Here is a 25,681-nt window from a genome sequence, read left to right on the forward strand (position 1 = left end):
AAGACTGCTTGTTTTTTTATCTATAGGAGACGAAACATTTTTGTTCCGACTTCTCTCTACAAATGCTCATTATTTTTCAGCTGATCCAGTAAATTGTGCTTGATAAAGCTGACGATAGTTCCCATCTGCGATCTTCAATAATTCGTCATGTGTGCCCATTTCTACGATTGCTCCTTGATCCATGACGAGGATCTGATCGGCATTTTTGATCGTCGATAAGCGATGGGCGATCACGAAACTGGTTTTTCCTTCCATCATTTTTAGAAAGGCATTTTGGATTTTCTTTTCCGTCAATGTATCCACAGAACTTGTTGCTTCATCAAGTATTAACATCGGTGGATTACTGATCATGGTACGCGCGATCGTTAGTAGTTGGCGTTGCCCATCGGAGATTTTCAATCCTTGTCCACCGATACGTGTATCTAGTTTTTCAGGTAAGCGTTGGACGAATTCGTACATATATGCTGATTTGAGTGCATCATTGATTTCTTCATCACTTGCATCTGATTTTCCGTAACGTAAATTTTCTCGTAACGTACTGTCGAATAACCATGTATCTTGTAAGACCATCCCAAAACTCTTACGTAAGGAGTCACGAGCGATTTGAGTAATATCATAATCGTCGATCGTGATCGTTCCAGAGTTAACATCGTAAAAACGCATCAACAAATTCACTAAGGTCGATTTACCCGCACCAGTTTTACCAACGATTGCGACCGTTTGCCCAGGTTTGGCAACAAAGCTAAAGTTTTCGATCAAGCGTTGTTGTGGCTCATACGAGAAAGAAACATGTTTGAAAGCGACCTCGCCTTTGATCGTTTTAGGATCAAGTTGATAAGCAAAAGGTTCATCAGGCGTTTCTTCCGGTTGGTCGATCAATTCAAAAGCTCGTTCTAAACCAGAAAAAGCTGTTTGGATCTGCGTGGTGATACCTGACAATTCAATAAACGGTTTTGAAAACTGACTAGAATAAATCGTAAAGCTTGAAATAATACCAACAGTGATCGTTGAATCACTTCTTAATGCAAGTAACCCACCAATCAATCCGATGGAAAGATAGGCTAAGTGATCGACAAAACGAGAAGAAGGATTCGTCAATGAAGAAGAAAACTGCGCACGTTGTCCTTTCTCATATAGATCGGCATTCAATGCGCTGAATTGTTGTTGATTGACTTCTTCTTGTTGGAACGCTTTGATGATTTTTTGATTACCGATTCGTTCCGTCACAAAACCTGAGATATTTCCGATGATTTTTTGTTGGTTATCAAAATCATTTTGAGAAGCTCGTGCAACTAACCAGCTAACTAAGAAAATGATCGGTGTCGAACAGATCACAACAAGGGTCAATAATGGACTCAAGTTGAGCATGAAAATCAAGGAGAGGATAATGATCGCCACGCCAGAAAACAATTGATTGAACGCCGCCGAGATTGCAATGGAGATGTTGTCCATATCGTTCGTAAAGCGGCTGACGATGTTCCCATGGGAATTTTGATCGTAATATCTTAAAGGTAAAAGATTCAAACGAGCAAAGGCATCTTTTCTTAGATTAGCAACAGATAGGTATGCTAATCGATTACTCAATACTTGGATCAACCATTGGCTGATGACATTCAGTAATACGATCCCGCCGAACATCAAAAGTAATTGGGCCAACCGAGTAAAGTTGACTTGGCCGATCCCAACCATTTGATCGATACTTTGACCAATTTGTAGTGTCATGACGACGGTAGCAACACCATTGATGATCCCCAACAAGACAGCCAGCCAAATTTCTCGTGGATGTGCAGTCAGATAGGGAACAAAGCGTTTGAGGGTTTGCATGGATAATTTTTTCGACTTCATCTTATTCCTCCTCCTGAGATGCTACGATTTCACGATACTCAAACGAGTGATCCAGTAGTTCATCATGTGTTCCTTGTGCCACGATTTGACCTTGATCCATAACGAGGATATGCTCCGCTTGTTGGATCGAACGAATCCGTTGAGAAATAATGATGACCGTTGTATCAAGGGAAGACTGGAGCGCTTTTCGTAAGTTTAAATCTGTTTGGTAATCCAACGCACTTAATGAATCATCTAAAATCAAGAGGGCTGGTTTGGCAATCAACGCGCGGGCAATCGTCAAACGTTGTTTTTGTCCACCGGAAAAGTTTTTCCCATTTTCCATGACTCTTGTGTCCAATCCTTTTGGCAATTGGCGAACAAAATCCTCGGCTTGCGCAATCGCTAAAGCTTCCCAACATTCTGCGTCTGTCGCTTCTGGTTTGCCCCACTGAAGATTGTCACGAATCGTTCCAGTAAACAAGACGGCTGTTTGTGGGACTTGTGAGATTTGGCTCCGTAAAACATCTAATGGCCAGTCACGAACGTCTTGCTCATTAAAGATCACTGCGCCCGAACTAACATCATAAAAGCGTGGGATCAATTGCGTCAATGTCGTTTTCCCACTACCAGTTGGTCCGATGATCCCTAGAACTGTCTGGCGTTTCAGTTTGAAGTTGATTCCTTGCAGGGATAGACCTGATTCTGGTGTATAACGAAAATCTACGTCTTTAAATTGTAAGATATCTTCCGCATCCATCGTTGGTTCAAGCGAACTTTCAGGATCAGTGATGCTATTTTCAGTATCTAAAACTTCTTTGACCCGTTTGCCGGAAGCTTCTGCACGTGTGAAGATCACGACAAGATTTGAAACAACGATCAGGGCAAGTAACATTTGATTCATGTAGTTGATCAGTGCTAAGACTTGTCCTTGTTGTAAGGAACCGATATTTACTTTGATCCCACCGACAGTCAATAAACAGATGATGCCGACATTCATGATCAATGTCGTAGCTGGGGAAAGTAAAGCAGAGATATTAGACACACGTAAATAATTTTTTGCCAAGACATCAGTGTTTTCATCAAATGTTTTGATTTCTTTGTTTGTGCGAGAAAATGCACGGATCACACGAACACCACTTAAATTTTGGCTGACAGTCTCATTCAGACCGTCTAATTTTTCTTGGACTTTTTGATAGAGGGGAATCGTCTTACGGATAATAAAGTATAAAATGACTGAAAAAATAGGTAACAAAGCTAAGAAGAATAGTCCGACTTGCCAGTCGATCACAAAAGCCATTACCACAGACCCAATACTTAAAAAAGGGGCACGGATCAATAAACGAATCACCATTGCGAGTGCCAGTTGTAGTTGATTGATGTCATTTGTCATTCGCGTGATCAACGTATCGGTGCCAAAATGATTTAATTCACTGTGAGAAAATGTATTGATTTTTTTGATAAGTTGGTTCCTAAGTTCTGTCCCAAAACCTTGAGAGGCAATGGATGAGTAATATTGACAAATAATGGCACAAATCAGTCCGATCACTGACATGGCGATCATCCAAATACCCATGTTGATGATCACTTCACGATTGTTCATTTTCAACCCATTATCGATCAGCGAAGCCATCATCAAAGGTAAGATCAATTCAAAGACAGCTTCTAAGAATTTGAACACAGGACCTAGGATGATTTGTTTTCGATAGTCTTTCGCATAGCGCAATAACTGAATCATAAAATTTCCTCCTAAAAACGAGTTACCCAATCTTGTTCTAACGTCTGTCGGCATAAACCAAAGGATAGTCCAACCGATATATGATAAATAGATATTCTTAAAGCAATGAAATGAACTTGCAACGAGAAATCCAACGATAATATAACTAGGTACTCTCATATTGTAGCTTATGAAATTTAGAATGAAAAGAGAACAAGCCTTTTCATAAACAGCATATTTTAGTAAAACTTAAGAAATCACAAAAAAAGAGTACCTAGCCAAATATAGAGGTACTCTTTTTCGTTCAATCGTATTGTTTTATTTTTGTAAGTCAGATAATAAAGTTTCACCTTTGACATCGACATCGATGACGTTGTAGAAGCCATTCTTAGTGTCAGCAACATCCCAAACAGCTAAGATCACATGATAGCCTAAGCGATCGCTAGGAATGTTGATGGAATGAGTCGGGTTAGTAGAAGATAATTGACCATTATTTGAGACTTCACCAATGAATTCCAAATCATCTCTTGTCAACGCATCATTTTGATCCCAACCTGCTTTTGTCATGTAATAATGCCATTTCGTTGTCGCATGATTAGCAGTGAATGTCCAAGTAAAGTCATTTGCACCAGCTGTCATTTGTTGTTTTGTCCATAGAGATGCCGTTTGTTGATCTAATAGGAAATCGCCGACAGCGCCATTTGCAGAAGCAATTTGTCCATCTTCAGGACCAGCAGCTGGAAATCCTTTTGGTGCTTCAAGAGATTGGGGCTCATTGATGACAGCTCCGTATTTTTTGAATGCTGCATTATAGTTGCTGTTTTTGTCAATGCTCCCTTGATAACCGCGACTTGCTGGTTGCGAAACGTAACCATGAGCAGCGACATCGATCGAAGTGAACGTGCTTGCTCCAATACTTCCTAAAATCAATCCTAAACCTATTAATGTACTTTTTTTCATGATGTTTCCTCCAATGATTTTTTCTTTATGTAACGTACAATTGTTATCATAACTGATATGTTTTTAGTGTTAAAAAATTGTACGTTATTGCAACAAAAAAGATTGGTCGCTGGCGAACTGCTCCAGCTTTAAGTAGTCATCGTGTGGAATTCCGTCATTCAAGTGGAACCTACAGAATGATGAGATAACTAAAAAGCACTTAGTCATTATCGAGAAAATAAAGGCTAAGTGCTTTGGTTTGTCGTTTTATTGGATCGATTACGTTGATGGGACACGTTTGCTTTTTACGATGACTTTTCGGTCTGTTCGACTTTCCGTATAGATTGACTCATTATACTGTTCAGCTAGTTTGTCTTTTAAGCTGATCAAATATTCTGTCGTAGAGGTCAAGCCTAACCAGTCAAAGAAATGAATCCCTTCTTCAACTTCTTTACAAGCACTTCTTTGACCATCTGCCAAACGATCGAGCGCAGTAAAGACTTTGTAGTGTGCTAAATCTAAAGATTGTTTGTGTGTATTCGCGAGCATTTTTAGTTTTTCTAGAAATAATTTGCGAAGTCTCGAGGACTCTCGATTGAAAGATAGACGAATCCCGTTCAAGATAAATATAGAAAGATGTTCCGAATAGTAGGTACTATCTATGTAGGCTTTCATTTTAATGACACTCTTTTGAAATGAATGGATAATGTAGTCATCGTCAAAAATAAATAAACAATTTGAAAAAATTGCTAACTCAAAATGTCCCCACGTGTCAATTTTTTCAAGATATGTCTTAATGATAGCTATTTCTTCTTTCATTGCCGAGGTAAATATGGTGCTGTAAAGATAATTTGAAATCAATTTTCTTTGGGCATAGATCAAGCGATAATAAATATTGCCAGTTTTTTCAAATTCATTCAATAGTTCTTGTTCTTGTGCAGGTGTGATCTTTTTCGAGTTGATCAGATAATTCGTCAATTTTTGTTTATTCGAAAGTGAATTGCTATTCAACAAAAATTGATATTCTTCAAGTGTGACGTTCATACGATCAAGATAGTTGACTAATAGTTCAAAACCGATTTTTGTTCCACGGGATTCAAAGGCTGCTAAAGTTCCTCTTTGCGAGATGCCTTCAGTCAACTGTTCTTGTGTTAGTCCACGATCTTTTCTTAGTTTGCGAATTAGAGCAGCATGTTCTGTCAATGCTCAATACCTCCAGAAGCTGTTTTTTTATATGACTATAATAGCATAATGTAGTTATGTGAATGTTATGTTTTCATATATGCGCCCTTTTGTTAAATAAGTGCGATTTTTAAGAGAGAATCTTTTTTTGTTGCAATACCCTACAAAAATAAAATGTCAGAAAAAAACATGTTTTAATTTGTTCTGTAATACAAAATTAGGAGGGAAAAAATGAACAAGAAAACGTTGTTATTCTCAGTTGGTCTATTAGGTTGTTTGATTGGAGGCGGCTCGGATGTATTTGCAGCAGATGCAGCAGATGTGATGCCAGATATCTCAAATCGTCAAGTATCAGTAGGGTATTATCATAACTGGATGCCTGAGCAAGGAGCTGGTTACCAAGGAGGACGTCCAGCGGATACTGATTTGGCGAAAGTTAATCCGTTTTATAATGTGATTGCTGTATCCTTCATGAAGGGGGATGGTATTCCAACGTTCAAACCGTACAATATGTCTGATACTGAATTTAGACAAAAAGTAGCGACATTGAATGCGGAAAATCGTGTAGTGCTTATTTCACTTGGGGGCGCAGATTCCCATATTGAATTACATAAAGGGGAAGAACAAGCTTTTGCAGATGAAATCATTCGTCTTGTAGAAGTCTATGGATTTGATGGCTTGGATATCGATCTAGAACAAACGGCAGTAGATGCAGGCGACAATAAAACAGTGATTCCAGCTGCTCTGAAAATCGTACGTGCGCATTTTGAGAAAGAGCAAAAACATTTCATTATCTCTATGGCACCAGAATTTCCCTATTTAAGAACACAAGGAAAATATGTTCCTTATATCACTGCGTTGGAAGAAGAGTATGACTTTATCGCACCTCAGTTGTACAATCAAGCAGGAGACGGTATCAGTGTTGGAACTGAATGGATCGCTCAAAACAACGACAGCAAAAAATTTGAATTCTTATATGGAATCTCAAAAGCTTTTAATGAAGGAAGTGGAGGATTTATTCAAATCCCAGCGAACCGCTTAGCTTTAGGTATTCCAGCAAACGTTGATGCAGCAGCAAATGGCTTTGTAAAAGAACCATCGAAAGTTTATGATGTATTTGAACAAATGGAAAAAGATCAAACACCGCTGAAAGGGTTGATGACTTGGAGTATCAACTGGGATGAAGGAAGAAATTCAGCAGGTGTGATGTATAATGAGTCATTTGCGAATGCGTATAAAGATCTATTCCAAGAAAAAACGCCAGATACAGAAAAACCATCACAACCAACTAACTTAGCAGGAACAGCGACACATTCAACGGTTGCGTTATCATGGACAAGATCTACTGATGATCGTGGCGTAGCTGGTTATTATATTTACCGTGATGGCAAACAAGTAGGACGTTCAACGACGAACGCATTTACTGATACAGAGTTGGAAGCAACAACAGAATATTCATATACGGTGAAAGCTTTTGACGCAGCAGGCAATGTTTCCGAAGTAAGCAAAGCATTAGTGATCGAAACTCTAGAAGTACCTCCAGCAGATGTACTTGCGCCATCTACACCATTAGATGTGACCGCTTCGACAATCACTGATAAGAGTGTCTTATTGACATGGACTGCTTCAAGCGATAACGTTGGCGTAGCCGGATACGTTATCTATCGTGACGGTAAAGAAGTAGGGGAAACAGTTACAAATGCATTTACAGATACTGGCTTAACTGCAAGCACCGAATATTCATACACAGTAAAAGCCTTTGACGCAGCAGGAAATGTCTCAGAAGCAAGTGAAGCATTGGTTATCACAACAGCAGAAGCACCAGCAATCGCTGCATGGGATGCGAAGAAGGTCTATGTTCTAGGTGATGTTGTCACTCACAACGGAAATACTTACCGTGCAAAATGGTGGACACAAGGAAATGAACCAGGAACAGAGCAATGGGGACCTTGGGAATTGATTGGCTGATTTATATAATCGTTCAGTACAATGATCATAATAAAATTAAAAAAGCGAGAATCGAGCAACTGTTCGATTCTCGCTTTTTTGTATCAATGGATGGATAAGAACAGTTATCCGTTCGATTGTTTTCTCCGCAAAAAAAATAAAAGTCGACGTTGACTAGCAATTGTCGACTTTCATTTTTACTGAAAATTTGGTTATGTAAATATTTTTACATTGGTGGGATAACTTGCCACATAATACTAACCTCCTTTATTGGTTAACTTATGAACATAGTATATCGCCTAAATCGGTTAAAGGAACATAATGTACGTTATTGCAACATTATTTTTTTTTATGTTAGGATAAGATTTAAAAACTGCTCAATAATCTAGGCACTTTTTAAAACAAAAGCGAAAAACAATGAAAATAAGTCCAGTATTTTGCCAATCTATACTATAATAGAAATTAACTATGAATTTTGGAGGAATTTCCATGAAACAAAAGATTGCAGTATTAGGCCCAGGTTCTTGGGGAACTGCTTTAGCTCAAACCTTAGCAGAAAATGGGCATGATGTCCGTATCTGGGGGAATGTTCCAGAACAAATCACAGAAATCAATACGTATCATACGAATAAACGCTATTTACCTGAATTACATTTACCAGAATCGATCATTGGCTATACAGAATTGGCTGAAGCGGTCGAAGGGGTAGATGCGGTATTGTTTGTCGTGCCGACAAAAGCGATACGTAGCGTCGCACAAGAGTTAGTGCAACATTTAACGACAAAACCTGTCATCATCCATGCAAGTAAAGGATTGGAGCAAGACACACACAAACGGATCTCCGAAGTGATCGCTGAAGAGATCCCAGAAGAAAAACGCCAACCAATCGTTGTGTTGTCAGGCCCAAGTCATGCAGAGGAAGTGGCCGTCCACGATATCACGACGATCACTGCTGCAAGTATCGATCAAAAAGCAGCCACTTATGTGCAAGAGTTGTTTATGAACGACTATTTTCGAATTTATACAAATAATGATGTGATCGGGGTCGAAACAGGAGCTGCATTGAAAAATATTATTGCGATCGGTGCTGGTGCGATCCACGGTCTTGGTTTTGGCGACAATGCGAAAGCGGCAATCATGACGAGAGGATTAGCTGAAATCAGTCGTTTAGGCGTAGCAATGGGTGCTAATCCGCTAACGTTTATTGGATTAAGTGGCGTTGGTGACTTGATCGTTACGTGTACAAGTGTTCACTCACGAAATTGGCGTGCCGGACATATGTTGGGTGAAGGACAAAAGCTGGATCAAATCTTAGAAAGTATGGGAATGATCGTGGAAGGCGTAGCAACAACCAAAGCGGCGGTTGAATTAGCAGAACAGCTAGGCGTAGAAATGCCGATCACTCAAACGATCTATCAGGTCCTTTATCAAGGCGAGGACATCAAACAAGCAGCAAAGGAAATCATGTTGCGTGATGGTAAGATGGAAAACGAATTTCAGTAAATCAACAGAATGGAGTATGGAAATACGCATATGGAGAAAAAAACTGTAAAAAAAGCAGTCATTCCTGCGGCAGGTTTAGGAACGCGTTTTTTACCTGCAACAAAGGCAATGGCAAAAGAAATGTTGCCGATCGTTGATAAACCAACGATCCAATTTATCGTAGAAGAAGCTTTAGCATCTGGCATCGAAGATATTTTGATCGTGACTGGAAAAGAGAAGCGCCCGATCGAAGACCACTTTGATTCAAATATCGAATTAGAATTGAATTTACAAGAATCGAATAAAACAGATTTGCTAAAACTAGTCGAAGAAACAACAAAAGTCAATCTTCATTTTATCCGTCAATCTCATCCACTAGGGCTTGGTCATGCGGTATTACAAGCAAAGACATTTGTTGGTGATGAACCATTTATCGTCATGCTCGGTGATGATTTGATGGAAGATGAGGTCCCACTGACAAAACAATTGATTTTAGATTATGAAAAGACAAGTGGATCGACTGTGGCGGTCATGAAGGTTCCTCATGAAGAGACATCGAAATATGGGATCATCGATCCACAAGTCAAAGAGTCAGAGGGTTTGTATGAAGTAAAGCGATTCGTCGAAAAACCAACGCCTGAAAAAGCACCGAGTGATTTAGCGATCATCGGACGCTACTTGTTGACACCAGAAATTTTTGAACTTTTAGAGACACAAAAACCTGGAGCTGGCAATGAGGTCCAATTAACGGATGCCATCGATGAGTTGAATAAAAAACAGCCCGTATATGCGAGAGAATTCAAAGGCTCTAGATACGATGTTGGTGATAAATTTGGTTATCTAAAAACAAGTATCGAATACGGCTTAGGTCATCCTGAAATCAGCGAACAGCTCAAACAATACCTCATTGATTTAAGTCGTTCTCTTGATTAAAATAGTACAAATAGATAAATAAAATCATGAGAAAGAATAGTAAATGGGGTGTATTGCATACATGGGGATTCTAATCAATAGTGCACAAACGTTTCTTGATGGATTGAAATGGTTGATGGAAGGAAATAATTGGCTGTTTTTACTGCCAGTATTATTTATTAGTTTATTTACGATGTTATATATGGTCAGAATAAAAGAAACCTTTTTGATTTTTATATGGTACTTGGCAACAGTGGCAATCAGCAGTTTGATCATCGTTCTTTTGTGGGGCGACCAACAGGCATTTATTTTTGCAGCAGCATTTCTCGTGCTGTACCTCTTTGCCTATATCCCTTACCTGCTCAAAAGATTCCATGTTGTCAAAAAAGGTAGGCATGCTGCCTCTTCAAGCCGATCGAAAGATGTTTCGGAAAGACAAACAAGGTCTGGCCGCTGATATTTTGATGCTTGCACTTGTTCAGCAGTTTCCTTACAATAGATGCAGATAGAAATAACTAAAAAAGGCTCCTTGATCCTTAGCGGCAACTAACGATCAAGGAATGACCAGTCACACGTATACACCCTGACCGATCATTTTGCCATAGTCGATGCAACGCATCAACCGCATTTATTGTACCTGATTTAAGGAGTATTTTCTACCTTATCAGGAGAAATAGCGGAAGAAGCGGGACAGTTTATTTGCTATGTCAAAAAAAGATGTACGTTCAAGCAAGTTGCTTGTTTAGGAAAGTTTCAAAAACTTCCAACAATACATCGTTCCTATCTATTACATGAAAACCGGAGAAATAATGATGCTGCTACATCAGATTTTTTCGTGATTGTAATGAATAAGTGGTTAAGGTAAAGATGAGACTGAGTGCTTACTCCGTTTCATCTTTTTGTATTTTTCTTTTGACAGTTGTCTCTATGCTGAAATAGCAGAAGAAGAGGAGAAAAAGATGAGCCTACCCTATTTTGATTATTGCCAACAGCTTGAACAAAAATTAAGAATAGAAGAACCTTTGATGGAACAAGCAGGACGTTGGATCGCTACACAAATTCGCCGAGGCGGATGCTTACATATTTTTGCTAGTCGCACTTTACAAGGGGTCGCTTATGAGTTTTGGCAACAATGTCCGAAAATATTACCTAGTCAGTTGATCGAGCACCCCGCCGCAGGGATTTATGAGACGTTGGAAGGAACTGGTCATGCAATCATTGAGCAGATCAATACGCATCCAGAGGATATTTTTCTGCTTCTATCAAATGAAGGAAGAAACCCTGCGATCATTGAATTAGCAGAATGGATCAAAGCACAAGGGCACCTGTTGATCGTGATCACCGGATTTGATCTATCCCGAAGTATCAAGTCAAGACATAGTAGCGGATTAAGGCTATATGAATACGCGGATCTGGTACTAGATAATTATGCAACGCTAGGCGATGCAGTCCTTACGCTTCCTAAATTTGAACTAGCAATATGCGGCACTGCGTCGTTAGCGACCCAAGTGTTGTTGCAGCAGATCGTCTATTTTGCAGTGCTTCATTTATTTGAGAGTCACTAATAGACAAAATAAAAATAGTCCGAAAAAGAGACAAGAAAGAATTAAGCTAATTCTTTCTTGTCTCTTTATACACGTTGATGAAAGAGTCTTCCCCAAAACTCTTTACACTCCAATTATAGTACATTTGTTATGAATATTGCAATGAAGATACCTAATGAAAATGAAAAGAAAGGAGAAATGATGACAGAAATTGAACTAAAACGAGGATTCGACTGTAAAATTATTGGAATAAAAATGTATAAATATTTGCAAAATGCTAAATTATCTTTTTTTATTCGTCAGTAGAAATGAAAATATACAGACGAGAACGCACAAATTGTAAAAATAGAAAAAGAATTTTAATCATTTTTTATAAGAAGAATGACTGATACAAAAGCATTTATGAAAAAAAGCTTGTTTTAGTCAATGAAAATCAATAAAATTTTTTAATTGTTTATTCATGTGGTATAGAACATTTTACTGTATAATCGATTTGCTTATTCATTATCAATAAAAATGTAACAAGAAAGGAAGAACTAGTTTTGAAGGGAAAAAATTCTTCGCTGAAGAAAAAACGGGACTTTACCAAAATGACAACTCCGCATACGTATGTCATTATTTTTGGTGTAGTTGTACTTGCCTGGATATTGACGTTTATCGTACCAGCTGGGAGATTCAGTACGCAAGATATTGAATACAAAGATGCAAATGGAGAAACGAGTACAAGAACGGTATTACGGCAAGATTCATTCCGTTATGCCTATGAATTAGATAAGGCATTTGTGTTTGATCAACTGGAAGAATTGCAAAATAATCCAAGTGAAAGAGAAAAACTAGCTGTTCCTGAAGAGGGATTAGAAGATGTCCTTGCAGCTGGTGAAAAAAATTTGAGCCAAGAGAAGTTAGATGAAATCTCGTTGACAGATGATGTGTTATATGATGAATACGGGGAAGATATCTATGATACATCAAAGAAACTCCATAAAACAGCGAAGCTATGGGGAACAGATGACTTTGGTGGATTTGGCTTTTTGAACTTTGTTTTTGAAGGGCTTGTATCAGGAGATAAATATGGATCAGCAGTAGGAATCGCTGCACTTATTTTAGTCGTTGGTGGTGCTTTTGGGATCATCATGCGTACGGGTGCAATCGATGCAGGTATTTATGCTTTTATCAATAAGACGCGTGGCCTAGAACGTTTAGCTTTACCGCTATTATTCTTTGCATTTTCATTTGGGGGCGCAACATTCGGTATGGCTGAAGAAGTCATCCCATTTTCAATGGTGATGGTGCCGTTTGTGATCGCTTTAGGTTACGATTCGATTGTTGCCGTCACGGTCACCTACGTTGCTTCGCAAGTAGGGAATGCCACTTCATGGATGAGTCCATTCAGTGTGGCAGTTGCCCAAGGGATCGCAGGTATTCCAGTCTTATCGGGTGCAACGTTCCGATTGATCATGTGGGTCGTCGTGACTGCACTTTCAGCTGGTTATTTGATGATCTATGGTGAAAAAGTTCGGAAAAAACCAGAAAGTTCATTGACGTATAAATCAGATGAATACTTCCGTAACCACTTGAAGAAAACGTCTGATGAGCAAAAACCATTTACACTAGGACACAAATTGATTTTAGTAGAAATGCTGATCGTCTTAGTTTGGATCGTTTGGGGAGTCACTCAAAAAGGCTACTATATCCCAGAGATCGCCTCGCAATTTTTCGTTATGGGGTTAGTCGCAGGGATCATTGCTGTGCTATTCAAACTTGATGGTATGACAGTCAATGATATTGCATCATCTTTCCAATCAGGTGCCGCAGATTTAGCTGGAACGGCGATCGTTGTTGGGATGGCAAAAGGTATCTTACTTGTATTAGGTGGATCAGATGCCTCTGTGCCTTCTGCGCTTAATACGATTTTACACAGTATTGGAACAGCATTGACTGGCGTACCAGCAGTGATCGGTGCATGGGCGATGTATGTTTTCCAAAGTTTGTTCAACCTCGTCGTAACATCAAATTCTGGTCAAGCAGCATTGACAATGCCGATTATGGCTCCGTTAGCTGATTTAGTTGGTGTTTCACGTCAAGTTGCAGTCTTGGCTTATCAATTAGGTTCCGGCTTCATGGACGCCTTCACGCCAGTTTCTGCTAGCTTGATCGGCGTATTAGGTGTTGCACGGATCGAATGGGCAAAATGGGCAAGATTCCAAATCAAAATGCAAGGTTTCTTCTTTGTTTTAGGAACGATCTTCATTATGATAGCCATTGCAATCGGACTTCAATAAAGAAAAAAACTGTTTTTATCAAATAGAGAAGCTGTGCCAACTGAGCGCAGCTCCGAGAGAATAAGCGAGAAAAGCCGAAAGTATTTTCATATTTTGGATTTTCTCGCTTATTTCCTAAGGAGCTGACGGCTGTTCGATGGTTTGTTGTTCAGTCATTTGAAAAATGGTGGCAGTATCAGTGATTTATATAAAGGAGAGGACACGTATGAAACTTATTCGACAAATCGATGTCTATGCACCAGAATATCTTGGTAAGAAAGATGTGTTAGTGGCAGGGAATAAAATCGTTGCCTTAGAAGAACGATTATCCGGTGGTTACGAGGAATTGAACGTGGAAGAAATTTCAGGGGATGGAAAAATTTTGACCCCAGGATTTATTGATGCGCATTTCCATATTTTAGGAGGCGGAGGCGAGGGTGGCTATCATAACCGTACGCCTGAAGTAACCCTTAGCCAATTAACCACAGCTGGTGTCACAACGGTCGTAGGGTGTATCGGGACAGATGGTGAAGGGCGAGATATGACTGCTTTGATCAGTAAAGCAAGAGGGTTAGAGGCAGAAGGGGTGTCTACCTATGTTTATGTTGGTTCCTATCGCTTACCAGTTAAGACTGTTACAGACTCATTGATCAAGGACTTTTTGACAATTGATAAAATCATCGGAATCGGAGAAATCGCTGTTTCTGATCATCGTTCTTCTCAACCGACCTTTGAAGAGTTTGCTCACGCAGTAGCAGATGCGCGTGTTGGCGGCATGTTATCAGGTAAAGCTGGAATCGTGAATGTTCATCTAGGTGGAGGAAAAAGAAAACTCGACTTACTGGATCGAATCGTTGAAGAAACTGAGATTCCGATCACTCAGTTTTACCCAACTCATGCGAATCGGACGACTGAATTATTAGAGGCATGTATCGAATTTGCGAAAAAAGGAGGAACCATCGATTTCACAGCAAGTGAAGATCCTGATTTTTGGGAGAAGACCGATGGCGAAGTCCGTTTTAGTAAAGCATTGAAACAATTACTGGAAGCGCAAGTCTCCCTCGATAATTTCACCTTGACCTCTGATGGACAAGGCAGTTTGCCGTATTTCGATGAAGAGAATCGGTTTATTGGAATGGGCGTTGGTAGCGCGAAGTCCTTGCTTGTTGGTATAAAAGAAGCCGTTCAAAAAGAAAATATTCCACTAGACATCGCTTTACGAGCAGTTACTTGTAATCCTGCAAGAATCCTAAAATTAGAGCAAAAAGGTAGAATCGCTGTTGGCAAGGATGCGGATCTTTGTATTCTTGATAAAGAAACGCTAGAGATCGATACTGTGATTGCCAATGGGAAACTAATGGTTCAAGAGAAACAAGTGAAAGTTTGGGGAACGTTTGAACAAATCATTAACAACTAAATAACGCTTTAAGCATTCTGTTTGTTTGTTTTTATAATTGGTGTTACTCTAAAAACAGTTAGATAAGACAAATTTTAGAGGAGGAATTATTATGGCAGATTTAGAAGGACGCTCTAAAGATTTGAAAGACAAAGTTGCAGGCGAAGGCAAAGAAGCCTATGGTAAAGCAACAGGCGACAAAAGCAAAGAAACAGAAGGTAAAGCCCAATCTGTAGGTGCAGATATCAAGAGCAAAGCTCGTAATATCGGCGATGAGATCAAAGAAGGTTTTGAAGATGTAAAAGAAAAATTTTCAAAAAAAGACCATAAGTAATCTTTTTAGCTGAGAATTTTCGTAAAAAAAGCGTCCACCTCAATGGTAGGACGCTTTTTTTGCTATTCAAAATGAATAGGTGTGAACATTTTATTTTTTAATTCGATGACGTCATCACATTTTTTAGCTACTTCCAATTCGTGTGTCACAATGATGATACAGCGATCTTGTTCATGCGCAATTTCCTGGAAGAGTTGAACGATTTCTTGTGAAGTCGTTTCATCGAGGTTTCCTGTTGGTTCGTCCGCGATGATCAATTGGTGTTCGCAACAAATCGCTCGCACGATTGCTACACGTTGTTGTTGTCCACCAGACAATTTCGTCACTTGCTGGTTGGCGAGTGTTTCATTTATCCCAACGCGTGCGAGTCGGTCAAGTGCCACTTGTCGGTAGTCTTTCTTTGGCGTATTTGAAATTTCCATGGCAGCGATGACGTTATCGACAGCCGAAAGGTAAGGCAACAAGTTGTACGCCTGAAAAATGATCGATACATCATTTTTACGATAATTACGCAACCCTATTTTAGCTAACGAACGGTCTTCATAATAAACAGTGCCTTCTTTCGGTGTATCAAGTCCTGAGATCAAGGAAAGAAAGGTCGTTTTGCCTGAGCCGCTTGCGCCTAATATGGCATACATCTTGCCTTTCTCAAATGATAAATCAACATTTCTGTAAAGCGCCTCTGCTGGATTTTGATACCAGAAGCTCAAGTTTTCTGTACGTAACATCCAATATCCTCCTTTAGTTCAATAAGATTTTTCGTGGGTTTAGTCGCAATATGCCGATGGAGGCTAGGAAAACAGAGAGTAAGCTGATCCCAAATGCGACACCTGCTAATAAACCAAGTTGAGTGGGTTGGACCGCGATTTCGAGGTCACTTACTTGTTCTGAGACAGTAAACGGATTACTCGTACCACCCGGTTGTCCGCCAGGTCCGCGATTGCCGCCACCAGGCATTTGGTTTCCTTGTTGACCACTCGGTGAGTTGGTGGTTGTTTCGGTTTGTTGATCAAGGAGTTGTTGACCGAGAGTATTTGCAACGACATTTCCGGTAAATGAAGCCACACCTAATGCAACGATCATACATATGGCCACTTCTGTGAACAATTGAAGGATGATTTTACTTCGGGATTCACCTAATGAGAGTAATACCCCTAATTCATGGCGACGTTCACGAATCGTGATCATAATGATCAATGTCAAAATGATGATTCCGGCAACTGCAACGAGTAAGACGACATTTTGTGAGAAGCTTGCGACATTATTAAGTGGTTCAAGCATTGCTTGGAACATCGTATCATTTGATTGCAGACTGAATGTTGACGTATCGATCAGTTTTTCAGCTTCGGTGATGAAAGCTTCCATTTTATTCGGATCAGCAAGTGTATAGACCGCAGAATCGATCGTTTCCTCATCTGTTGAGCCATTCAATGTGTTAGCAAACGTATAATAAGTATATAGAGTATTTGCTGGATTCATGAAATTGAAGTTCATGCCCATACTACTGCTTGTTTCACTTGACTCATAGATTCCTTTGATCGTCATTTCATAAGTGGTGTCTTCGTCTTCTGTGCTAGTAACAACAAAAGTATCACCAACGGCCAAGTCATTAGCACTAGCGAGAGTGGAATCGATCACTACATTATTGGTATCTTTATCGCTTTCGGTGATGCCTTCACCTTCGATGATTTTTGCTGTGCCATCTGTAAATCCGCTAGTCTGTGCTGTGTCAGATACACCGCTGACTTGAAAATCTGCTTGAGTCATTTGTGGTTTGCCATTCATTCCACCACCCATATTTTCATCGTTTGGCATCGTGTCAGCTTCTGTTTCCTCTGACGTTTCAGTGCTATCAGAACTTGAAATGGCGGTAATGCCGCTACTTGCTAAAGCTGTCGCAGAACTTTCAAAGGAATAGCTTGCCACATTATCTAGAGCGGCGATCTTTTCGGCATCACTGACTGAAACAGGCGTGAGTGAAAAACTTCCAGGATCAGGTCTACCACCTGACTCAGAATCTGTGGTATCTTCTTGTTTTTGGAAAGCTGCTTCACGATTTGCACTTAAAGTGACGGTTGCCCCCACATCTTTTTGTGCTTGTTCTGCTGCTTGTTGTGCGGCACTACGTATGGTTAATCCCGCAAGGACAAAGACGAGGATTGCTGTAAATACTGCAAATAATAGCAAGGATCGTCCCCATTTTACCTTGGTACTTTTTAATGCTCGTTTGAAAAAATTCATTGGTTCGATCTCCTTTCGAATGAGTACAAGGAACAGAATAAAGGGAGTAGCTTAAGCCTACCTTAAAGAAAGACAACGACCAGAGACAGCAGAAAGCCAAAAAACAAGTCAAATGAAGCAGGAAATGAAAAACATTCTATAGTTATTGCGTAATTTATGTTAAAATAGACAAAGTATCTTCCAAAATGAAGGAAGAAAATGGTCTGGGAAAAACATAGAGACAGAAACAATCGTACATGCTAGCGATTTGTTTGATTTGTTGTATAATAATGTGGAGCAGTTGATCGAGCAACTGGGGCAGTCCCGATTTTTTGTGTCAAAAAAGATCCTAAAAGCCTGTAAAAAAGCCGGAGTGTTGATTTTGATGAGAGCATCCGAAAATCAGGCACTCAGAAAATGGATCGTTTAAATAAAATAGAGAATCGACATCGTTAAACGAAGATGTCATAAGAAGAGGTGAAATTTGTGAGTACCATTAAGATTATCCCTTTAGGCGGTGTACGCGAAAACGGAAAAAACTTGTACATTGCAGAAGTAGGGGAAGCTATTTTTATTTTAGACTGTGGTCTAAAATATCCTGAAAACGAATTATTAGGGATCGACGTCGTGATTCCTGATTTTACGTATTTAGAAGAAAATGTTGATCGTGTGGCAGGTGTCTTTCTTACCCACGGTCACGCAGATGCGATTGGGGCGTTGCCTTATTTATTGTCAAAAATTTCTGTACCTGTGTTCGGAACAGAATTGACGATCGAATTGGCAAAACTAAATGTCAATCGCAATGATGCTGCAAAAGGATTCAAAGATTTCCATGTGGTAGATGAGCATACAGAGATCGATTTCGGAGAAACAATCGTTAGTTTCTTCCGTACCACCCATACGATCCCTGATTCAATCGGGATCAATTTGAAAACCCAAGAAGGAAACATCGTTTACACAGGGGATTTCAAATTTGACCAAATGGCGATTCCGATGTATCAAACAGATTATGCCCGTTTAGCAGAAATCGGTAAAGAAGGTGTCTTAGCCTTACTTAGTGAATCAGCTAACGCTGAAAACGCGACACCAGTCGCTTCTGAGTTCCAAATCGCAGATGAAGTATTTGATACGATCAAATACTGGGAAGGCCGGATTATCGTTGCCTGTGTTGCAAGCAATCTTCAACGTGTCCAACAAATCTTAGACGCTGCTGCTAAAGCAGGACGTAAAGTCGTGTTGACTGGGCAAGATTTTGAACGGATCATCCGTACAGCTATGCGCTTAGAAAAACTTCAATTACCAAGTGAAGATCTGCTCGTTACATTAAAAGATATGAAAAACTATGAGCCTGAAGAACTGATCATTTTAGAAACAGGCCGTATGGGCGAACCAATCAAGTCATTGCAAAAAATGGCGAATGGTGCACACCGTCACATCAAAATCAAAGAAGGCGACCTTGTTTATATCACAACGACACCAAGTATTGCGATGGAAACAATGGTGGCAAAAACAGAAGATATCATTTATCGAGCAGGTGGAACGGTCAAACAGATCTCTGATAATCTGCGCGTTTCCGGTCATGCGAACCCTAATGATCTACAATTGATGTTGAACTTCATGAAACCGAAGTATTTTATCCCAGTTCAAGGAGAATATCGTGAATTAGCTGCGCACGCCGACTTAGCACATGCGGTTGGTATTCCATACAAAAATATCTATATCACAGGACGTGGAGATATTTTGGAATATAAAAACAATCGAATGAGCGTGGCAGGTACGACAAGTGCTGAAAATGTCATGATCGACGGACTAGGTGTTGGGGACATCGGCAACATCGTTTTACGAGACCGTAAAATCTTATCGGAAGACGGCATTTTTGTTGCAGTAGTGACGATCAGTCGTCGTGAAAAGAAAATCGTCTCAAAACCACAGATCACTTCACGAGGCTTTGTCTATGTCAAAGCAAGTCGCGACTTGATCAATGAAAGTAGCAACATGATTGAGAGCATCGTAGGAAAACACTTAGAAAGCGATGATTTTGAGTGGAGCAAGTTAAAGCAAGAAATACGTGACCAATTAGGCCGCTATTTGTTTGAACAAACAAAACGTCGTCCAGTGATCTTACCAGTCATCATGGAAGCCACACAACGTCGCGGCAAAAGATAACTATTGAAATAAAGCTGTATCAAGGATGTTCAGGTGTTGAACATGTTTGGTACAGCTTTTTGTTTCAAATGAATGGAGTTGTTGGATTCATATTATGACGTCAAAACGGCTTTTTATGATAAAAAAGGCCAAAGGGATTATTTCGTGGTAAATTGTTGAATAACGAATATAATTTATTGTCAAACAGGTACGATTGATTAAATGTCCTAAGTATATTTTTATGAATAAAGTAAGTGTAAATCGTTCAACAACTAGAATGAAAGCTGGAGGGGATAACAATGAAAAAAGAAACTGAATGTCTGGGTGAGCAAAAGAAAGAAAAGCAGATCATACTATTTGGTTTGACGTCGATGAGTGCAGATAGCACGTTTTATACCAACCTGTTAGTGACTAAAATGAACAATCTAGCAAAAAAGCAACAGTTACTCGTACAGGTTGAAATGCACAGTATTTCTAAATTGGATGAGTTTGCTAAGGCTGCCGATATCATCCTGTTATCTCCAGAACTGTCTTCGATGAAAGAAAAGATCATGGAAGATTATCCTGCTAAGGTTATCCAAGTGATAGACAAGCAAGATTATGGTCTGTTGAATGCTGAAAAGATATTAAAAAAATTGCTTATTTTAGAAGATGATCAAAGGATTTAGCTGCGAAAAATAAGAAGAGCCCTAGAAAGTTGCGTGTTCAAGTTTTCTAGGGCTCTTTCTTATGATTTTAAGAGTGGGCTACGATTTGATTTAGGAAGAATAGAATGACTGCTATCATGCCCTTTTATTGCTTTTACCAGTTCTGACGATATCCCAAATGTCGTAGATGATAAAGACAATTGATAAAAACGTGAACGTAGCATTTAAAAAAATGATTGCTGATGAAGTGAAGGTAAAAATTTATAATACAAATAATGTATACGATCAATCGAATGACAGTGAATGTTTTTGAATGATATTTTTCCAAAGCGCTCCTCCTAGATTTTTAGATAGTTATATTACATCAGCTACTCAACTTTTGATTATAGATTTAATGGTATTTCTCTTTTATTTTATTGTCAAACGAAAGATTATAACAAAATATTGGTTAGTAAGTTTGTTTCTTTTAGTAAAGTAACAGATGACCATTTGGACTTGGTCAGTTCATCATGAAAAACATAGACAAAATACTTGCTAACCTAGAGAGGCATTAGAAAATTCATGCCCACTTGTTACTTGGTACAACCTGTGTTATCTGTTACAATAAAGTCGGATATACTGTACTACTAAATGTGTGAATGATCGAACCGAAATTGAGAGAGTTAGTGACTAAAATGTTGAGGAGTGAGAAGATGAAAATTACTTATCACGGACATTCTTGTATTTCTCTAGAGATGCAAAATGGCCAACAAGTGCTGATAGATCCATTTATTACTGGCAATCCTATGACTGATTTAAAGGTGGATGACGTCAAGGCGGACTGGATACTGGTCACCCATGGACATAGCGATCATATTGGGGACATGTTACCGATTGCGAAAAATAATCAGGCGACTATTGTTAGTATTGTCGAAATCGCTAACTATGCACAACAACAAGGAGCAAACTCTTTTGGGATGAATATTGGCGGCAAGCGTGAGTTTCCATTTGGCACGGTCAAATTTGTCCACGCTCAACATAGCTCAAGTCTTGAGATCGATGGTATCCCACGTTATATGGGAGAGCCAAGTGGTATCCTGATACAAGCAGAGGGAAAAACGATTTATCATGCGGGGGATACCGCCGATTTTAGTGATCTGGCGCTCTTAGGGGAACAGTTTACGATCGATGTAGCCTTTTTACCGATCGGAGATAACTATACAATGGGGCCTGAGGATGCGGCTCGTGCAGCGAAGCGAGTAAAAGCCAAGAAAGTGGTGCCGATCCATTACAATACCTTCCCTGTAATTGAACAAGATCCGCAAGTATTCATCGATTTATTAACAGACAACGAAGGAAAAATAATGAGCGTTTCTGAAACGCTGGAAGTGTAGGGGAAAGAGATGGCAACAAAACATGATCTGATTTTAGAATATATCGAAAGCCTGCCTGTGGGGAATCGAATATCGGTCCGGAGTATTGCGAAAGAATTGAATGTCAGCGAGGGGACGGCTTACCGAGCAATCAAAGATGCTGAAAACATCGGTCTGGTCTCAACGATCCAACGAGTGGGGACTATTCGGATCGAACGCAAGTTGAAGAAAAACATCGAACGTTTGACATTCGGCGAAGTCGTACGGATCATTGAAGGTGATGTCTTAGGCGGTTCGGTCGGCTTAGATAAAGTACTGAATAAATTTGTCATCGGTGCGATGACGGAACACGCCATGGAACGCTACATCACTCCTGGTTCATTGATGATCGTCGGTAACCGTACCGAAGTGCAAAAGTTAGCTCTTGAAGATGGCGCAGCGGTATTGATCACAGGTGGTTTTGATACGACGCCTGAGATTGCGCAATTAGCCGATCAGTTGGCTATGCCGATTTTACGTACGACTTATGATACGTTTACCGTAGCTACAATGATCAACCGAGCGCTTAGCGATCAACTGATCAAAAAAGATATCATGCTCGTTGGAGACATTTATTTGACGACTCAGAAAACACATTACTTGTTACAGTCTGACACGGTAGCCGACTATCAACAGATCTCAGAAGAAACGCAACATTCGCGTTTTCCTGTAGTCAATCATCATATGCGTTTAATGGGGATCATTACTGCAAAAGACGTCGTAGGAAAAGCGCCGACCCAAGTGATTGATCGTGTGATGACGAAAGACCCGATCAGTGTTAAGAAGACGATGAGTGTCGCTTCTGTCGGTCACCAAATGATCTGGGATGGCTTAGAAGTCATGCCTGTTGTTTCTGATGATTTGACCTTGGAAGGGTTGATTACACGACAAGATGTGATGAAGGCGATGCAACTGGTACAACGCCAACCGCAAATCGCTGATACGATCTCTGATCAGATTTCTGGAGGAATCCAAACGATCGATACAGATCGTGAGGGAAACCGCTTGGCTACCCCTAAGTTCAAATTTGAAGTTTCTCCACAAATGGTGACGGGAGTTGGAACGATTTCTTTTGGGGTATTAAGTGAGATCATCTCAGATGTTGCCCAAAAAACAATGATCATGAACCAACGCCGAAATATTTTGTTAGAGCAAATGAATCTGCATTACCTTCGTTTGATCCAGATCGAAAGTGAGCTAGATATTCGACCAAGAGTGTTAGAAATCGGTCGAAGATCTGCTAAACTTGATATAGAAGTGTTTATTGAAAATACGATCGTGGCTAAAGCCATTGTCGTCTGCCAAGTGATGGAACGTTCGTAGAGAGTAGGAAAGAAAATGACTATACAAGAAATGATTTTGAATGAAATCAAAAAATATCAAAAAATCGTGATTCACCGCCACCAAAGACCTGATCCAGATGCTTTAGGGTCACAAGTCGGATTGGCCGAATTATTACGTAACAGTTTTCCAGACAAAGACATTCGCCAAGTTGGAAAAGACGTGGAAGGGTTGCTTTATTTAACAGAAATGCAAGAAATCGACGATGCTTTTTACAAAGGTGCATTAGTCATTGTCACAGATACAGCAAATGCACCACGAATCGATGATAAGCGTTACTCGTTAGGCGAAAAGGTGATCAAAATCGATCATCACCCGAACGACGAACCTTATGGAGATTTGCTTTGGGTGGACACGAAAGCCAGCAGTTGTAGTGAAATGATTGCAGAATTTGCTTTGATGTTTCCTGATGATTTGAATATGAACAGTGAATCTGCCCGTTTATTGTATGCAGGAATCGTTGGAGATACAGGAAGATTTTTATACCCTTCAACCACAGGTCGCACATTAGAAATTGCGGCAGTTTTAAGAAACTACTCGTTCGATGCGAGCCAACTGAATCGTGAAATCGAGCAGATCACTATGAAAGTAGCAAAATTATCCGGTTGTGTCTATCAGACGATCGAAGTCGATGAAACAGGCGCCGGAAAAGTGATCTTGTCACAAGAGTTATTAGGAAAGTATGGCATTGATGATTCAGAGACCGCTTCTGTTGTCTCTTTACCAGGTGTCATTGATGAAGTGTTAGCTTGGGCAATTTTTGTGGAGCAACCAGAAGGCTATTATCGTGTCCGCTTACGTTCAAAAGGCCCAGTGATCAATGAGATCGCAAAACGACATCATGGTGGCGGGCATCCTTTGGCGAGTGGCGCAAATGCTCGTGATCTTGAAGAAGTGGCAGAGATCTACAAGGAAATACAAGTTGCGTGTAGCAATTATTCGCGATAAAGATCAGCTAAAAGTCAGCTCTAAGTAGTAAAGAGAAACTTGAAAAAATCATTCAAGTTCTAGTTCACTACTTGGAGTTGATTGCCTTTTTACAGGTGTCTGTGAGACGACAAACAATGTCAAGAAATCAAGGCAGTCAAACAATGATTGCCAATACCAGCTTACTCTTTTCAAACTGTTATTTTTCCGTTATAATATTGCTCAATAACGAACAAAAAGGAGAAACAACATGACAGTACCAAATTGCCCAGTATGTGGCTCAGAATATGCGTATGAAGATCGAGGATTATTGATTTGTCCTGAATGTGGCAATGAATGGACCCCTTCAGAAGAATCAGAAACAGAAGCAGAAGGTTTGGTCGTTCTCGATGCAAATGGCAATCGTTTAGCGGACGGTGATCGCGTGACCGTTATCAAAGATTTAAAAGTGAAAGGTGCATCTTCACCAATCAAACAAGGCACAAAAGTGAAGAATATCCGTTTAGTTGAAGGCGACCATAATATCGATTGCAAGATCGACGGGTTTGGTCCGATGAAGCTGAAATCAGAATTTGTTAAAAAAGGATAAATTATTCAAAGTCTTTTCACAATTTTTTTACTAGATCAATGATAAAATAGATGTAATGAGGAAAGGGTGAAACGATAATGTATGGATATGGTTTATATGGTTTTTTAGATCCAACGTTTCTTTTAGTTATTGCTGGATTAGCTATCTCTGGGATCGCTTCTGCGTACGTCAACAGTACCTTTCGTAAATACGATAAAATCAGAAGCACAAACAATGTGACAGGGACACAAGCTGCACAGTTCATCTTACAAAGTCAAAAAATCAATAATGTAGGCGTTCAACAAATTGCCGGTGATTTGACAGACAATTATAACTCAGGCAATAAAACATTGAGTTTGTCGCAAGCTACTGCACAATCAACGTCAGTTGCTGCCATCGGTGTGGCTGCCCATGAGTGTGGGCATGCAGTCCAAGATGCTGTAGGATATGCTCCTTTGAAAATCAGAGCATCTCTAGTGCCTGTTGCCAATTTTGGCTCGATGATTTCATTTCCGCTTATTATGGTGGGCGTATTGCTTAGTTGGAATGCAACATTGATCAATATCGGGATCTTTGCCTTTTCATTGGCACTTTTATTTCAACTTGTTACGCTACCAGTAGAATTCAATGCGTCAAGAAGAGCCATCCAAATTTTAAGTGAAGGTGGCTTGCTGACAGAAGAAGAGGTACCAATGGCAAAACATGTGCTATTTGCGGCTGCCTTGACCTACGTTGCAGCAGCGCTATCTACTTTCTTGCAATTACTACGATTGATTTTGATCTTCGGTGGTAATCGCCGAGACTAGAGGAAATGAATAAAAGTGAGTGATAGCCATTTGCGCTGATCCACTCACTTTTTTTATTTTGGAGAAACTTTTTATTTAGGAGAATCGGCTAGCTGTGA

21 protein-coding genes are annotated in these 25,681 nt (G+C 39.8%); 15 read left to right on the forward strand and 6 right to left on the reverse strand.

Annotation, left to right across the window (positions count from 1 at the left end; all coding sequences use genetic code 11):
• Positions 1 to 69: 69 nt before the first annotated feature.
• From JZO83_RS00820 to JZO83_RS00835, 4 genes are all read right to left on the reverse strand, one after another.
• Positions 70 to 1,845, reverse strand: coding sequence for an ABC transporter ATP-binding protein (locus JZO83_RS00820; RefSeq protein ID WP_207114782.1), 1,776 nt, complete (start codon positions 1,843 to 1,845; stop codon positions 70 to 72).
• A 1-nt stretch (position 1,846) separates the two neighbouring features.
• Positions 1,847 to 3,562 carry an ABC transporter ATP-binding protein gene (locus JZO83_RS00825; RefSeq protein ID WP_207114783.1) on the reverse strand — a complete coding sequence of 572 codons (1,716 nt, stop codon included), beginning with the start codon at positions 3,560 to 3,562 and terminating at the stop codon, positions 1,847 to 1,849.
• Positions 3,563 to 3,859: 297 nt separating this feature from the next.
• Positions 3,860 to 4,501, reverse strand: a complete 642-nt coding sequence (locus JZO83_RS00830) for a lytic polysaccharide monooxygenase (RefSeq protein WP_207114784.1) — start codon at positions 4,499 to 4,501, stop codon at positions 3,860 to 3,862.
• 258 nt (positions 4,502 to 4,759) lie between these two features.
• Positions 4,760 to 5,683: a helix-turn-helix domain-containing protein gene (locus JZO83_RS00835; protein WP_206853319.1), complete on the reverse strand. Its 924-nt coding sequence runs from the start codon at positions 5,681 to 5,683 to the stop codon at positions 4,760 to 4,762.
• Positions 5,684 to 5,893: 210 nt separating this feature from the next.
• Between JZO83_RS00835 and JZO83_RS00840 the strand changes: the two genes are divergently transcribed.
• The 8 genes from JZO83_RS00840 to JZO83_RS00875 all read left to right on the forward strand — a co-directional run bounded on the left by JZO83_RS00840 (position 5,894) and on the right by JZO83_RS00875 (position 15,538).
• Complete coding sequence (locus tag JZO83_RS00840) at positions 5,894 to 7,630, forward strand: glycosyl hydrolase family 18 protein (protein ID WP_207114785.1); 1,737 nt, start codon at positions 5,894 to 5,896, stop codon at positions 7,628 to 7,630.
• 468 nt (positions 7,631 to 8,098) lie between these two features.
• On the forward strand, positions 8,099 to 9,112 hold the full coding sequence (locus tag JZO83_RS00845) for an NAD(P)H-dependent glycerol-3-phosphate dehydrogenase (protein WP_207114786.1): 1,014 nt from the start codon (positions 8,099 to 8,101) through the stop codon (positions 9,110 to 9,112).
• 30 nt (positions 9,113 to 9,142) lie between these two features.
• The gene (galU, locus tag JZO83_RS00850; protein WP_206853309.1) at positions 9,143 to 10,024 is read left to right on the forward strand and encodes a UTP--glucose-1-phosphate uridylyltransferase GalU; all 882 of its coding nucleotides are present in this window, start codon (positions 9,143 to 9,145) and stop codon (positions 10,022 to 10,024) included.
• 61 nt (positions 10,025 to 10,085) lie between these two features.
• Positions 10,086 to 10,460, forward strand: a complete 375-nt coding sequence (locus tag JZO83_RS00855; RefSeq protein WP_206853308.1) for a hypothetical protein — start codon at positions 10,086 to 10,088, stop codon at positions 10,458 to 10,460.
• 502 nt (positions 10,461 to 10,962) lie between these two features.
• On the forward strand, positions 10,963 to 11,568 hold the full coding sequence (locus JZO83_RS00860; protein WP_207114787.1) for an SIS domain-containing protein: 606 nt from the start codon (positions 10,963 to 10,965) through the stop codon (positions 11,566 to 11,568).
• Positions 11,569 to 12,089: 521 nt separating this feature from the next.
• On the forward strand, positions 12,090 to 13,829 hold the full coding sequence (gene yfcC, locus JZO83_RS00865; protein WP_207114788.1) for a putative basic amino acid antiporter YfcC: 1,740 nt from the start codon (positions 12,090 to 12,092) through the stop codon (positions 13,827 to 13,829).
• Between the two features lie 205 nt (positions 13,830 to 14,034).
• Complete coding sequence (iadA, locus tag JZO83_RS00870) at positions 14,035 to 15,225, forward strand: beta-aspartyl-peptidase (protein ID WP_206853303.1); 1,191 nt, start codon at positions 14,035 to 14,037, stop codon at positions 15,223 to 15,225.
• A gap of 91 nt (positions 15,226 to 15,316) precedes the next feature.
• On the forward strand, positions 15,317 to 15,538 hold the full coding sequence (locus JZO83_RS00875; protein ID WP_206853301.1) for a CsbD family protein: 222 nt from the start codon (positions 15,317 to 15,319) through the stop codon (positions 15,536 to 15,538).
• A 62-nt stretch (positions 15,539 to 15,600) separates the two neighbouring features.
• Here the strand turns inward: JZO83_RS00875 and JZO83_RS00880 are convergent, their stop codons facing one another.
• Positions 15,601 to 16,266, reverse strand: a complete 666-nt coding sequence (locus JZO83_RS00880; RefSeq protein ID WP_206853299.1) for an ABC transporter ATP-binding protein — start codon at positions 16,264 to 16,266, stop codon at positions 15,601 to 15,603.
• Between the two features lie 13 nt (positions 16,267 to 16,279).
• Positions 16,280 to 17,779 (reverse strand): ABC transporter permease, encoded by a 1,500-nt coding sequence (locus tag JZO83_RS00885; RefSeq protein ID WP_206853297.1) that lies wholly within the window; start codon positions 17,777 to 17,779, stop codon positions 16,280 to 16,282.
• A 465-nt stretch (positions 17,780 to 18,244) separates the two neighbouring features.
• On the opposite strand from JZO83_RS00885, the gene JZO83_RS00890 reads away from it, so the two are divergent.
• The 7 genes from JZO83_RS00890 (at position 18,245) to JZO83_RS00920 (ending at position 25,583) form a co-directional block, all read left to right on the forward strand.
• Complete coding sequence (locus tag JZO83_RS00890) at positions 18,245 to 19,924, forward strand: ribonuclease J (RefSeq protein WP_206853295.1); 1,680 nt, start codon at positions 18,245 to 18,247, stop codon at positions 19,922 to 19,924.
• Between the two features lie 278 nt (positions 19,925 to 20,202).
• Positions 20,203 to 20,571 carry a hypothetical protein gene (locus JZO83_RS00895; protein WP_207114789.1) on the forward strand — a complete coding sequence of 123 codons (369 nt, stop codon included), beginning with the start codon at positions 20,203 to 20,205 and terminating at the stop codon, positions 20,569 to 20,571.
• A 671-nt stretch (positions 20,572 to 21,242) separates the two neighbouring features.
• Complete coding sequence (locus JZO83_RS00900) at positions 21,243 to 21,923, forward strand: metal-dependent hydrolase (protein WP_206853291.1); 681 nt, start codon at positions 21,243 to 21,245, stop codon at positions 21,921 to 21,923.
• 9 nt (positions 21,924 to 21,932) lie between these two features.
• A complete protein-coding gene (locus JZO83_RS00905) occupies positions 21,933 to 23,264 on the forward strand; it encodes a DRTGG domain-containing protein (RefSeq protein WP_207114790.1) in 1,332 nt (443 codons plus the stop codon).
• Between the two features lie 15 nt (positions 23,265 to 23,279).
• Complete coding sequence (locus JZO83_RS00910; RefSeq protein ID WP_206853287.1) at positions 23,280 to 24,230, forward strand: bifunctional oligoribonuclease/PAP phosphatase NrnA; 951 nt, start codon at positions 23,280 to 23,282, stop codon at positions 24,228 to 24,230.
• 229 nt (positions 24,231 to 24,459) lie between these two features.
• Positions 24,460 to 24,798 (forward strand): zinc ribbon domain-containing protein YjdM, encoded by a 339-nt coding sequence (locus JZO83_RS00915; RefSeq protein ID WP_206853286.1) that lies wholly within the window; start codon positions 24,460 to 24,462, stop codon positions 24,796 to 24,798.
• 77 nt (positions 24,799 to 24,875) lie between these two features.
• Positions 24,876 to 25,583, forward strand: coding sequence for a zinc metallopeptidase (locus JZO83_RS00920; RefSeq protein WP_207114791.1), 708 nt, complete (start codon positions 24,876 to 24,878; stop codon positions 25,581 to 25,583).
• Positions 25,584 to 25,681 lie beyond the last annotated feature (98 nt).

It is taken from the genome of Enterococcus sp. DIV1298c (genome assembly GCF_017316315.1).
GTDB classification, from domain to species: Bacteria; Bacillota; Bacilli; order Lactobacillales; family Enterococcaceae; genus Enterococcus_B; species Enterococcus_B mangumiae.